The sequence below is a fragment of the Desulfovibrio desulfopostgatei genome (assembly GCF_053570645.1).
Map to the genome: position 1 here is coordinate 1,738,017 of NZ_JBRBQS010000002.1, position 13,277 is coordinate 1,751,293.

Consider the following 13,277-nt stretch of genomic DNA (forward strand, 5'->3'; position numbering starts at 1 on the left):
GCACCAGCCGCCAGGGAAGCCTGCATTCTATCGGGTCAAGCCCGCAGGGGCGCAACTAGCTGCGCGAGCCGGCAAGGGCTTCCAGGCTGCCGTCAGCGGCAGTGGCAATAGAATCTGCCAGGCTAAGAAAGGCTTCCTTGGCTGCGCTTTCCGCATCAAGGTACACCACAGGAATGCCTTTGTCAGCCGCAACCACGGTTGTGGGATCCAGCGGGACCGCGCCGAGGAACTTGAGCCCGTAGCGCTTGGCCAGATCTTCGCCGCCGCCCTTCTTGAACAGGTCAATTTCCTGATGGCAGTGCGGGCACACAAGGCCGCTCATGTTTTCCACCACGCCAAGCACGTTGGAGTTGGTGTACTGCAAAAAGTTGATGGCCTTGCGCACATCTGCCAGCGAAATTTCCTGCGGAGTGGTCACAACCACGCACAGGGCATCGGGAATGGACTGCATGACGGTCATGTGCTCATCTCCCGTTCCTGGAGGGGAGTCAATGAGCAGAAAGTCCAGGTCGCCCCACTTCACGTCCGCAATAAACTGCCGGATAGCCGAAGTTTTTTTGGGACCGCGCCACAGAATGGCCTGATCCTTGTCTTGCAGGAACGTATCCATTGAAATGACGGAGAGGTTCTCGTCATAGGCCGCAGGAATCATGAGCTGGGTGGCTTCGTCAATCTCAACCGTGCTGGTAAGGCCGAGCAGATTGGGTACACTCGGGCCATGCATGTCCACATCAAGAATGCCGACTTTGAACCCGCGCCGCGCCAGAGCCGCTGCGGTGTTGACGGTCACGGAGCTTTTGCCCACGCCGCCCTTGCCGCTCATGACAAATATTTTGTGGCGTATATGGCCCAAGCGGTCAGCGATTACGCGGTCCTGCTTGGCCATAGGGTCATTGCACTCTCCGTTGCCGCCATTGCTCTTTGCACTGGAGCAAGAGGACGCAGAAGAACAGGATGAACAGGATCCCATGACATCTCCTTCAATTGTGGCGGACGGTTACGGCGGCGTATCTACCAGCCGTGATCGCCCACCAGATCTACAAAAACTACCGGCCCCAGGTCTTCGGAGCTGACGCGCCCCTGTTCTTTGCACACGCGCACAAGGCGCTGCGTGCGGGGCTTTGACCCTACAGGGATAAGCATGATGCCGCCCTCGTCAAGCTGATCAACAAGGGGGCGCGGCACTTCCGGCCCGCCGGCAGTAACGATGATGCGGTCAAATGGCGCGGCTTCGGGCATGCCAAGCGTGCCGTCACGCCGCTGCATGTGGATACCCCTAAGTCCCAGTTGCCGCAAGAGGCCTGAAGTAATCTGATACAGCTCGCGCATGCGCTCAACGGTAAAGACCGTGCAGCCCATGGTGGCAAGCACTGCTGCCTGATAGCCGGAGCCGGTGCCGACCTCAAGCACGCGCATCCCACGCTGCACTTCAAGCAGCTGGGTCATCAGGGCAACAATATAGGGCTGGGAAATGGTCTGCCCGTAGCCGATGGGCAAGGGCGTGTCTTCATAGGCCTGGGCGCGCAGCGCCTCCTGCACAAAAAGATGGCGCGGCACAGCAAACATGGCCCCCAGCACCGCCGGATCGCTGATTCCGCGCGCTTCAAGCTGCTCGCGCACCATCCTGCGCCGCAGACGTTTTGGGTCCACGGACGGAGAAGGCTCGCGGGGCGTGCCCCCAGCCGCAGAATATTTGCTGTACTGCATACTGCGGAAGTGAAAACAGATTTTTCCTGCCAAGTCAATGCGCCAACGGGGGGGCTTGCAGAGATATCAAGACAAGTTCCAGACTTTCCCTTGAAACTTGCCATTCTTTATGCAACCCTTCGGGAAGCGAGAATGAGGAGTCGGCAATGCGTAAAAGAAGTTTGTTTTCATCGGTACTAGGTATTATAGTGGTCGCCATTCTGGTTTTGGGCGGCTACACTTTTTTTAAAGATCTTGACGGCCCTACTGTTGACGTCACGCCAAATACAGGCAGGGTCTCGCCTGCCAGCGTGCTCAAAGTACGCATGAAGGATCCTTCGGGCATCCGTTCCATTTCTGTGGGCGTGCGCAAGAACAACGTCCTCAACGTGATCTACAGCAAGCACTTTGACCAGTACATTCCTGAACGCGAGGTGGAAGTCCCCATGAAGGACGCCAACCTGCGCGAAGGTGCTTTTGAGCTTGAAATCCGCGCTACGGACGGCTCGCTTGCCGGATTCGGCCAAGGCAACACCCGCACGGTTCAACTGCCCATGCGCCTCGATACGCAGCCCCCGCGCATTTCTGTCAAAACCCTGCCCCCCAACGTTCGCAGGGGCGGCACCGCTGTAGTGCGTTACACCATTGATGAAGATGTGAGCAGCAGCGGCGTTCTGGTGGCGGGCTACTTTGTGCCCGGCTACATGCAAAAAGACGGCAGCTACCTCTGCTTTTTCCCTTTCCCGTACACAATGACCGCCAGAGACTACAAGAACAGCGTTGAGATCACGGCCACAGACCTTGCGGGCAACGTCACCAAGAGCCATCTCACGGTCATGTCTTTTGAAAGAACGTTCAAAAGCGACAGCATTGAAGTGACGGACAACTTCCTGATGGCGGTTGAAAGCAAGCTGCGCGATCTGGCCCCCGATGCAGCAAACCCGCTGGAGTGCTACCTGTATATCAACAATCAGGTGCGCGCCGCCAATGTGCAGGCTTTGCGCGAAATTGGACGGGACACTGCCGCGGCCATGCTGTGGAGCGGCGTTTTTGAGCGTTTGCCACGCTCTGCCCCGCGCGCCGGATTTGGCGACCACCGTTTCTTCAACTATCAGGGCAAGCCCGTGGGCGAATCCTATCATCTGGGATTTGACCTTGCCTCGGTGCGCAATGCCGAGGTGCCCGCCGCCAACAGCGGCCGAGTGGTCTTCTGCGGCAACCTTGGCATCTACGGCAACCTCATTGTCATTGACCATGGCCTTGGCCTCATGTCCATTTACTCCCACCTCAACGATCAGGTTGTAAAAGTGGGCGATGTGGTTCAGAGAGGCCAGCTTATTGGCCATACCGGCAGCACAGGCCTTGCCTTTGGCGATCACCTGCACTTTGGCATTCTGGTGGGCGGCGTGGAAGTGACCCCCCTTGAGTGGCTTGACCCCAAGTGGATCAAGGACAACGTCACTGGGCGAATTGATGCCTCCATGACGCAACAGTAGTTGTGCAGCAAAATATAATTTAGCGTTTCAATATCCCTTTTTACTCCCGCTGATAAAATTGCGGCCTGCTGATTTTAAACCATTCCAAGAGTGGATGGTTTAAAATCAGCAGGCCGCAATTTTTTTATAAAAAGGGGCTTGAATTCTTTTCACGTTCAAGTGTAGCGTGAATTCATGAAAGAAAGTAAATAATTTCTGCTTCAGCGTTATGAAGACATCAGGCCCAAATCACATAAACCTGTTTCATGTGAGGACTTGTACGTGTCTCCACCACTCTTTTATCTCGGCCTTGATATTGGCTCCACCACAGTAAAACTGGCGCTGCTGAACGGCGACGGCTCTGTTGCCGAAACCCGCTACAGCCGTCACGGCACGGCAGTTCGCGCCACCATGTCAGCCCTGCTTGCCGAAGTCTCCCGGCTCTACCCCTCAGCCACCGTGCGCTGCGCCATGACCGGCTCCGGCGCTCTTGATCTCAGCAATCAGCTCTCCATCCCCTTTGTTCAGGAACTGCTGGCAACAGCCCGCGCCATTTCCTATACTGCGCCGGATACTTCCGTGGCTGTGGAACTGGGCGGCGAAGACGCCAAGCTGCTCTATCTGGGGCAGGATGTGGAACTGCGCATGAACGAATCGTGCGCGGGCGGCACCGGGGCCTTCATCGACCAGATGGCCCGTCTGCTCAGCACGGATGCGGGCGGCCTCAATGATCTGGCGGCAAGGCATTCCACGCTCTACCCCATCGCCTCACGCTGCGGCGTGTTCGCCAAAACGGATATTGTGCCACTGCTCAACGGCGGCGTCCCGCGTGAAGATATCGCGGCCTCCATTTTTCAGGCGGTGGTGGAGCAAACCATCGGCGGGCTGGCCTGCGGCAGACCCATTACCGGCAAGGTAGCCTTTTTGGGCGGGCCGTTGCACTTTCTGCCCGAACTCAAAAATCTGTTCATCAAAAATCTTGATCTTGCGGAGGCGCACATCGCGCACCTGCCGCATGCCCAGTGCACAGCAGCCATTGGCGCTGCGCGTTGCGCCGTGTCGCTTGAAGAAACTGAAGATACCGCAGAACCGCTCCATCTGGCCGATCTTGCCCGCCGCGCCAGCGGCCTTACGCACACGGGCAAGGTTGCCATGGAAAAGGTTCTTCCCGCCATGTTTGCCGACAGCGCAGAATACGCGCGCTTCTGCCAGCGCCACGCAACAGCCAACGTGCTGCCCTCCGCAGATATCCGGCAGGCCCGGGGGCCACTGTTCCTTGGGCTGGATCTGGGCTCAACCACGGTCAAGGCCGTGCTGGTAGACAGCGAACAGCGCATCCTTGATTCCTGCTACGCCTCCAACGGGGGCAATCCGTTGCAGACCCTGCTCCCCCCTCTGGCAGACATGCTTGAGCGTATCCCTGACGGGGCATGGCTTGCCGCATCCGGGGCTACGGGCTACGGCGCGCATCTGGCGGAATCCGCCCTTGGCGTGGATACCGTGCTGGTGGAAACCCTGGCCCACTTCAAGGCGGCCACGCGCCTTGTGCCGGAGGTCAGCTATGTCATAGACATAGGCGGCCAGGACATGAAATGCCTCAAGGTGGATAACGGCGTTATCAGCGACGTGAGCCTCAACGAGGCATGTTCCGCTGGCTGCGGGGCTTTTCTTGAGAGCTTTGCCCGGGGCCTTGGCCTGAGCATGCAGGAATTTGTGGATATTTCCCTGTACGCCGCGCATCCGGCCGATCTTGGCTCGCGTTGCACGGTTTTTATGAATTCGCGCGTCACGCAGGCCCAGAAAGACGGCTTGCAGATTGCCGACATTGCGGCGGGACTTTGCTATTCTGTTGTGCGCAATGCGCTGGACAAGGTGCTGCGCATCAAGAATGTGGCAGAACTGGGCGAGCATGTGGTTGTGCAGGGCGGCTCCTTCCTCAATGACGCCCTGCTCTGCGCCATGGAGCGCACTCTTGGGCGGCATGTGCACCGCCCTGCGGCTTCCGGCCTTATGGGCGCATACGGGGCGGCCCTTGAATCTCTGGAAAAGGCGGAATGCGTCAGTGTGCGCTCTTCCATCACTGCCCCGCTTATCCGTGGTTTGGCCATGCGTACGCGCAGCTTTCGCTGCCGCGACTGCGGCAACAACTGCCTGCTCACAGAAACGCGCTTTTCCCACGGTTCGCGTCACATCGCGGGCAACAGGTGTGACAGGTTCAGCGAGGCGCACCGTGGCGCAACCGTCACGGCTCCCAACCTTGTGGCCTGGAAAAACCAGCGCCTGTTCCGCTACGAACCGCTGCCCCTTGAATCCGCGCCGCGCGGCAGGTTGGGTATCCCCAGAGTTCTAAACGTCTACGCGCACTATCCCTTCTGGTTCACCCTCTTTACCTCGCTGGGCTTCCGGGTTGAAGTGTCGCCGCCGACCAGCCGCGCCCTGTTTGCGGCTGGCCTGTCGTCCGTGCCCTCCCAGAGCGTATGCTACCCGGCCAAGCTGGCGCACGGCCATGTGCTGGCCCTGCTTGAAAGCGGCATCAAGAGCATTTTCTTCCCCTGCATACCGCGCGAGGCGCAGGAATTTGCCGAGATGTGCGATTCCTTCTCCTGCCCGGTGGCCTGCGGCTACCCGCAGGTGGTGCGCGAGAATCTGCCGGAACTCAAGGATGCCGGGGCCGTCATGCACTCGCCCTTTGTAAACCTCACGCACACGGCATCGCTGGTGCGCAACCTCTGCCGCGAATTCAACCTGCCAAGGGGCGAGGTACGCTCCGCAGTGCGGGCGGCGCGGCACGAGCAGGCGTACTACCTGAGAGAGCTGCGCGCCGAGGCGGAACACATCTATGCCGAAACCCTGCGCAACAAGGGAGTTCTGGTGGTTCTGGCTGGCCGTCCCTACCATGCTGACCCGCAGGTGCACCACGGCCTGCCCGACTTCATCGCCTCGCTGGGGGCTGCGGTCATTAGCGAGGACGCCATGCCCCGCAACTGGACAGGGCACCGCATGTCCTTTCCCCTGAGGGCGCGCAATCAATGGACATACGCCGCCCGCCTCTACCGGGCGGGATTGTGGGCCTGCGAGGCAGACCATGGCAACGCGCGGGTGGAACTCGTGCAACTGACTTCCTTTGGCTGCGGCATAGACGCCATCACCGCCGACCAGATGCGCGAACTCATGCGCGCCCACGGCAAGCTGTATACCCTCATCAAGATGGACGAGGGCAATGCCCTGGCCTCTGCACGTATTCGTATCCGCTCGCTGCTGGCAGTGAGCCGCAACAAGGCTGGAAACAGCACCGCAACCGCCGTTTCCCACGCGCCGCCGGTGTTCAGCAAACGTGATGCGGCCACGCATACCATTCTTGTGCCGCAAATGGCCCCGCTGCATTTTCCGCTCATGACCCAGGCCATCGCGGGCAGCGGGCACACCGTCCAGTTGCTGCCCACGGTGAGCACAGAAGCCGTGAGTCTGGGGCAGGCCTATGTAAACAACGATGCCTGCTACCCGGCCATCGTGGCTATCGGTCAGCTATTGCAGGCTCTGCGCGATGGCGGGCTTGATCCACGCCGCACGGCACTGCTGCTTTCGCAGACCTGCGGCCCCTGCCGGGCCAGCAACTATCCGGCCCTGCTGCGCAAGGCGCTTATGGAATACGGCTACGACCCGGTGCCCGTGCTCACGCTCAATGCCTCGGGGTCAGAGAGCCAGCCCGGCCTGCGGCCAGACCGCGCCCTGCTCTGGCGCATGCTGCTTGGCATGCTTGCCGGCGACATGCTGCAAAGGCTTTCGCTGTTTACGGGCACCTACGAATGCCATGCAGGGCAAACCGAAGACAGGGTGCAGCACTGGCTGCAAACCCTGATCCCGGTAGTGCGCAAAGGCGATGAAACCGCTCTGCGGCAACTGCTGCCCCGCCTGGTGCAGGATTTTGCCTCCATCCGCACGGCTCTGGCCCCCAAGCCGCGGGTGGCTGTTGTGGGCGAAATTCTGCTGACCTACCATGCAGACGCCAACAATCACATTGTCGAACAGATCAGACAGGAAGGCGGCGAACCGCTCTTGCCGGACTTTGCCAACTTCATGCTCTACTGCCTGCGGGATGCCGTGTACGACTGGCGGTATCAGGGCGGCAGCGCATGGGCTGCGCTGGGCAATGCCCTTGTGATGCGCCGCATTGAAGGTGTGCGCCGCTACATGCGCGGCGCGCTCAACACCTCGCCCCTGAGCGCCCACGTCATGCCTGTGGCGCATATTGACGATCTGGCCAGGCTAGGCGAAAGCGTCATGTCCCTTGGCAACAGCGCTGGCGAGGGCTGGCTGCTGCCCGCAGAAATGCTGGAGTTTCTCGAACACGGCACAAACAACATACTCTGCCTGCAACCCTTTGGCTGCCTGCCGAACCACGTGGTGGGGCGCGGCGCGTTCAAGGCCGTGCGCCGTCAGCGCTCGGAGGCCAACATAATGGCGCTGGATTACGACCCCGGCAGCAGTGAAGCCAATCAGCTCAACCGCATACGGCTTTTCATGGCTATCGCCAGAGAGAAGGAAAAGGAAAGGGAAGAAGCCGCCCGGCATGCCCGGCACACCTATACGGGCACAATGGGAAGCGACAGAGCTTACTGGCAGCAATAGGCCGCAAAAAAAACCGCCCGCTGGAATTATCCCGGCGGGCGGTTTTATGCTACCTGCACAAAATCACATCATGCCCAGCAAACTATCTGAAGCATAAGGGAACAAAATGGCCTGTTCCAGATACGCTGAAAAAGACTACTCTTCGCGGGGGGGCAGTTCCCGGCCGCCTTCTTCAAGGCGTTGCAGGAACTTGTCGCGGCATTCGTAGCTACAGAAACGGTGAACTTTTTCACCGTCACGCACGGAAATAGAGCCATCAACGGCCACATACGCGCCGCATTCGGGGTCTTTGACCATTTCGCCAGCGGCAACCTTACGCTCCATTTCAGCAGCGCTTTCCTGCTTGTTTTCCTTTTTCTTCTTGTTCAGATCATTGGCAAAAAGGCGATATAGGGCGTAGCCCGCCAAAATCAGAATAAGCCACTTTACCATTTGTTATGCTCCTTAATCCCGTGGCACGGGTCGCGTAAGGCTGGAGTGCAGCCCTTTCAGGCATATTAAAGCCGTTGGAAACAGTATCACAGAGGGCGGCACCAGTCACTGAAAAATTCTGTCCCCTTCCACGCGGCATACTGTACGCGCCAACCAATCCCTTACGGGCAGGCCGTCTACAACGATCAGGGGCGCAATATCAAGCAATGGCCGCATGACGAAAGCCCGCACCGTCAGCCGTGGATGCGGCACAAGGCAATGAGGATCGGTGCTCCGCTCCTGCCCAAAAAGCAGCAGGTCAACATCAATCACACGCGGCCCAAAACGCAGTACGGGGTCAGGACTGCGCACCCGCCCAAGCCTGGCTTCTATGTCCAGCAGGGCGTCCACAAGGCTGCAAGGCCGCCAGCTATCACCGGGAAAAAGTTCAACAACCTGGTTAAGAAACCAGGGTTGCTCCGTGTATTCCTGCGGTTCTGTCCGGTAGACGGGGGATACTGCGCCGATGCCCATTTCCGGCAGTTCCGCAAGGGCGTCCAGCGCTGCTGCAAGTTTTTCTGCCGCGTTGTCGCAGTTGGAGCCAAGGCTCACGTAGGCCCGCAGCTTTGTTTGATCTGCCATCAGGTTTCCTTCAGATAGGTTCAGCCCGCTTTTTAGCAAGGTTTGCAGCATATCTTTTTTCGCGGAAAGGATAAAGCCCACCGCATGCAACGCATCCGGGCGGTTTTGATTGCAAAAGGCTTGCTCCGTTGCGGTAAGGCGGCTAGCATGGGCGCATGGCACATCCACGCACCAAAGCCCCTGCCCTGGCAACCCTTTTACCCCTGTGGCGGGATTTTTTGCTGGCCCAGCGCGGCCTTTCGCCCAATACGGTTGAAGCCTACGGGCAGGATATTGAGAGTTTTTTTCTGTATCGGCAGGAGCTGGCCCAGGGCGCGGCGGAAGAATCCCTGCCCGACCCCGATGAGCAGGAGATTTTTCTGTATCTTGCCTGGCTGCGCGCGCGGCAGAACACGGGGCGTACCCTTGCACGGCGACTTTCCGCCCTGCGGGCGTTTTTTGCCTTTGCCGTTGAAGAAGGCAGACTGCGTAAAAACCCGGCTGAATTGCTGGAAAACCCCAAATTGCCCCAACATCTGCCGGAGGTGCTGACCAGAGACGAAGTGGAATCCCTGCTTGCCCAGCCAGACCTGCGCGACAAAAGCGGCAGGCGCGACCGCTGCATGCTTGAGCTTCTGTACGCCGCAGGCTTGCGCGTTTCTGAGCTGTGCACCATGTGCGTGCCGGATCTTGACCTGCAACGTGGCCTTGTGCGCGTTTTTGGCAAGGGCTCAAAAGAAAGGCTGGTGCCCCTGCACGACCTGATGCAGCAAATGCTGGCAGACTATATCAGCGCATGCAGGCCTCTTTTTGCGCCCACAGGCAACCAGCTTTTCGTCAACCGATCGGGCCGCGCCCTGACGCGCCAGTACGTGTGGAAAATGGTTAAAAAATATGCGCTTGAGGCTGGCATCCGCCGCGCCATTTCGCCGCATACGTTCAGGCATTCCTTTGCCACGCACCTGCTCGAGGGCGGCGCTGACCTGCGCGCCGTGCAGATGCTGCTTGGCCATGCCGACATAAGCGCCACAGAAATTTATACCCATGTGCAGGCCGAACGCCTGCGCGGCATACACCATCAATTCCACCCCCGGAGCCGCCAGTGATCCCCGCGCCGGAAACGACCCCACAGGCGGCGTCCGCTTCTGTGGCCACTACGTTGCAGCATCCAGCCGGAACAACGCTCATCACCTGCCACGCAAGTGCAGATTTTGACGCCTTTGCAGCCATGCTGGCGGCCCGATTTCTTTACTCCCCGCATGTGCTGCTCTTTCCCGGCACGCAGGAACGCGGCCTGCAAAAACTCATTGCCGGGCTGGATACGGCGGCGCTGGGCATTGTGGAAACTCCTGCAATTCCGTGGGATTCCATAACCCGCCTTGTGGTTGTGGATACCCGTCAGCGTGGCCGCATAAGCCATGTGGCCCAACTGCTCGACCGTGATGACGTAACCGTGGAACTGTGGGATCACCACCCGGATTCCACGGACGACATCACAAGCCCGCACACGCACATGGCGCACATCGGCTCTGTCACAAGCCTCATTGTGCAGGCCATTTCGCAGCGGGGCCTCAGCCTCAGCGCGGACGATGCCACCCTGCTGGGTCTTGGCATTTATGGCGATACCGGCTCTTTCACCTACTCTTCAACCACGCAGGCCGATTTTATGGCGGCGGCATGGCTGCTCGGGCAGGGCATGGATGTGAACCGCATCGACGCTCTGGCAGCCCACGAGCTCACGAGCCTGCACATTCAGGCCCTGAACAGCCTGCTGGAATCCACCCAGACGTACAACATCAACAATGTTCAGGTAACGCTTTCAGAAGCGGCCATGGAGCATTATCTGGGTGATTTCGCCTATCTGGCCCACCGCCTTATGGAAATGGAAAAATTCCCGGTGCTGTTTGCCATCGGGCTTATGGACGACCGTATTCAGGTGGTGGCCCGCAGCCGCAACGAGGCCATCAACGTTGGCGACATCTGCGCGGCCCTTGGCGGCGGCGGGCATGCCTACGCGGCTTCGGCCTCGGTGCGCTCCATGACAGTGCACGAGGTACGCGATGTAATTTTGCGCCACCTCTACGCCCAGGCTTACCCCGATAAAACCGCGCGCGAATATATGTCTTCGCCAGCAGTGGGCATTGAGGCCACCGCCACCATTCATGAGGCGGATGAACTCATGCTCCACTTCGGGCTCAAGGCCGTGCCGGTCTTCATGCCCGATACCCGCCAGTGCATCGGCCTGCTGGATGCCCTCACGGCCTCGCGGGCCAGCGCCCACGGTCTTGGCGCATCCACGGTTGAAGACTACATGAGCCGCAGAATCACCACACTGCCGCCGGATGCAACGCTCAAGGATCTGACCACGACCATCGTGGGAGGCCGCCAGCGCCTTGTGCCCATTGTGGAAGACGACAAGGTTATCGGCGTGGTCACGCGCACCGACCTTATCAATGTTTTTGCGCAGGAGCCGGGCCATATGCCGGAACCTCGCACCACCGGCGGCAAGGAGCGCAACCTCGGCAAGCTCATACAGGACAGACTGCCTCTTGCCAGCCGCAACATGCTGCATCTTGCGGGCAGGCTGGGCAGGGAACTTGGGCTGCCGGTCTACGCCGTGGGCGGCTTTGTGCGCGACCTTCTGCTCCAGCGCCCCAACCAGGATATTGATCTGGTGGTGGAGGGCAATGGCATAGCGCTTGCGCGGGCGCTGGCAAAAGAACTCAACGGGCGGGTGCGCGAGCACCAGAAGTTCCTCACATCCGTGGTCATTTACACCGATGCCGCAGGGGCAGAAGCCCGCATCGACGTAGCCACGGCGCGCCTTGAATACTATGAATACCCAGCGGCCCTGCCCACGGTTGAGCTTTCGTCCATCAAGATGGATCTGTTCCGCCGCGATTTTTCCATCAACGCGCTGGCTGTGCGGCTTGATTGCGAGCCGTTCGGCCAGTTGGTGGATTTTTTCGGCGGGCAACGCGACATCAAGGAGCGCGTCATCAGGGTGCTGCACACCCTGAGCTTTGTGGAAGACCCCACCCGCTGCCTCAGGGCTGTGCGCTTTGAGCAGCGCTATAACTTCCATATCGGGGCAGGTACGGAAAAGCTCATCAAGAACGCCCTCAAGCTCAAGCTCATGGACAAGCTCTCGGGCTTTCGGCTGTTCCACGAATTTCAGCATATCTGCGATGAGGAAGACCCTTCAGCCTGCATTGCGCGTCTTGACCAACTTGGCGTGCTGGAGGCGGTTTCTCCCCTGCTGTCGCTTAATCCCACGCGCAAAAACCTGCTGCTGCGGCTTCAGGAAACGCTCACGTGGTACAGACTGCTGTATTTTGAAGAGGCAGCCCAACCCTGGCTGGCCTTCTTTCTGGCCCTCAACCACAACATGAGCTATGCCGATACGGCAAATCACTATCAGCGCATGGGCCTGCCCGAACCCCGGCGGGCCGACATTCTGCGCCAGCGCGAGCACATGCGCGTGGTGCGCGGCAAGCTGGAACCGTGGCAAAAAGACCATGAGGCAGGCAAGGAGAGCATCAGCGCCCTGTGCGCCCTGCTACGCCCCCTCTCGCTCGAATGCCTGCTCTACCTTATGGCAGACACAAGCGACGCCGCCCTGCAAAAAAACCTTTCGCGCTACATTACCCAGTGGCGCAAAGAAAAAACGGATGTGAGCGGCGAAGACCTGCGCATCATGGGGCTGGAACCCGGCCCCGCCTTTGGGCGCATTCTGGACGCCGTGCTTGCTGCCAAGCTTGACGGCACTGCTGCAACGCCAGAGCAACAGATGGACCTGGCGCGCAGCCTCGTGTGCAGTATTGGCGCAAAATCAGGCAATGGGAATGAAGAACAAACCAGTAGGAATTCTTCACTTGCCCAGCGTTTATAAGAGGTGTATACAAACCAACTATGAAACAACTATGGGCTCCATGGCGCATTGAGTACATTCTTGGCCCCAAGCCAGACTCCTGCGTGTTCTGCCTCCCCGAGCATACGGCGGATGACGAGCAGCGCCTGGTACTGCACAGAGGCCGTATGGCCTTTGTCATCATGAACAAGTTCCCGTATAATAACGGGCATATCATGGTGTGCCCATACCGGCACGTTATGCTGCTGGCTGACCTCAAGCCGGAAGAAACCCATGAAATCATGGATCTTTTACAGCAGTGCACGGTAATCTTAAAGCAGCACTTTAACTGTGAAGGCATCAATATCGGCCTGAACCAGGGGCAGGCAGCGGGCGCGGGCATTCGCGAACATCTGCACTTTCACCTGGTGCCGCGCTGGACGGGCGACTCTTCATTCATGGCAGTGTTTGACGAAGTGCGCACCATGCCCGAACACTTGAGCCGCACCTATGCGGCACTGAAACCGTATTTCACGAATGGCGCGGCCAATGGCAAGCAAGACCGCGCCGCTTCCACGCCCGGGCAGGAAGGTTGCGGCTCGTAA

General features: G+C 59.2%; 9 protein-coding genes. 5 read left to right on the plus strand and 4 right to left on the minus strand.

The annotated features are described in order from the left end of the window. Nucleotides 1–55 precede the first annotated feature (55 nt). Both ACUZ9Q_RS07690 and ACUZ9Q_RS07695 read right to left on the minus strand, forming a co-directional pair. Nucleotides 56–970 carry an Mrp/NBP35 family ATP-binding protein gene (locus tag ACUZ9Q_RS07690; protein WP_297893125.1) on the minus strand — a complete coding sequence of 305 codons (915 nt, stop codon included), beginning with the start codon at nucleotides 968–970 and terminating at the stop codon, nucleotides 56–58. 41 nt (nucleotides 971–1,011) lie between these two features. Next, on the minus strand, nucleotides 1,012–1,623 hold the full coding sequence (locus ACUZ9Q_RS07695) for a protein-L-isoaspartate(D-aspartate) O-methyltransferase (protein WP_027180804.1): 612 nt from the start codon (nucleotides 1,621–1,623) through the stop codon (nucleotides 1,012–1,014). A 230-nt stretch (nucleotides 1,624–1,853) separates the two neighbouring features. Between ACUZ9Q_RS07695 and ACUZ9Q_RS07700 the strand changes: the two genes are divergently transcribed. Next, nucleotides 1,854–3,182, plus strand: coding sequence for a M23 family metallopeptidase (locus tag ACUZ9Q_RS07700; RefSeq protein WP_192111861.1), 1,329 nt, complete (start codon nucleotides 1,854–1,856; stop codon nucleotides 3,180–3,182). A 261-nt stretch (nucleotides 3,183–3,443) separates the two neighbouring features. Next, a complete protein-coding gene (locus ACUZ9Q_RS07705; RefSeq protein ID WP_227117872.1) occupies nucleotides 3,444–7,790 on the plus strand; it encodes an acyl-CoA dehydratase activase in 4,347 nt (1,448 codons plus the stop codon). A 135-nt stretch (nucleotides 7,791–7,925) separates the two neighbouring features. Here ACUZ9Q_RS07705 and ACUZ9Q_RS07710 read toward each other — a convergent pair whose 3' ends face one another. Both ACUZ9Q_RS07710 and folK read right to left on the minus strand, forming a co-directional pair. Beyond that, a complete protein-coding gene (locus ACUZ9Q_RS07710; protein WP_022658711.1) occupies nucleotides 7,926–8,222 on the minus strand; it encodes a TRASH domain-containing protein in 297 nt (98 codons plus the stop codon). 105 nt (nucleotides 8,223–8,327) lie between these two features. Further along, complete coding sequence (folK, locus tag ACUZ9Q_RS07715; protein ID WP_027180803.1) at nucleotides 8,328–8,843, minus strand: 2-amino-4-hydroxy-6-hydroxymethyldihydropteridine diphosphokinase; 516 nt, start codon at nucleotides 8,841–8,843, stop codon at nucleotides 8,328–8,330. Between the two features lie 155 nt (nucleotides 8,844–8,998). On the opposite strand from folK, the gene xerD reads away from it, so the two are divergent. Genes xerD through ACUZ9Q_RS07730 form a run of 3 tightly spaced genes read left to right on the plus strand, consistent with a single transcriptional unit; the run spans nucleotide 8,999 to nucleotide 13,277 of the window. Beyond that, on the plus strand, nucleotides 8,999–9,928 hold the full coding sequence (gene xerD / locus ACUZ9Q_RS07720; RefSeq protein WP_215647912.1) for a site-specific tyrosine recombinase XerD: 930 nt from the start codon (nucleotides 8,999–9,001) through the stop codon (nucleotides 9,926–9,928). Between the two features lie 41 nt (nucleotides 9,929–9,969). After that, on the plus strand, nucleotides 9,970–12,714 hold the full coding sequence (locus tag ACUZ9Q_RS07725; RefSeq protein WP_449248134.1) for a CBS domain-containing protein: 2,745 nt from the start codon (nucleotides 9,970–9,972) through the stop codon (nucleotides 12,712–12,714). Between the two features lie 20 nt (nucleotides 12,715–12,734). Beyond that, nucleotides 12,735–13,277, plus strand: a complete 543-nt coding sequence (locus tag ACUZ9Q_RS07730; RefSeq protein ID WP_192111865.1) for an HIT family protein — start codon at nucleotides 12,735–12,737, stop codon at nucleotides 13,275–13,277.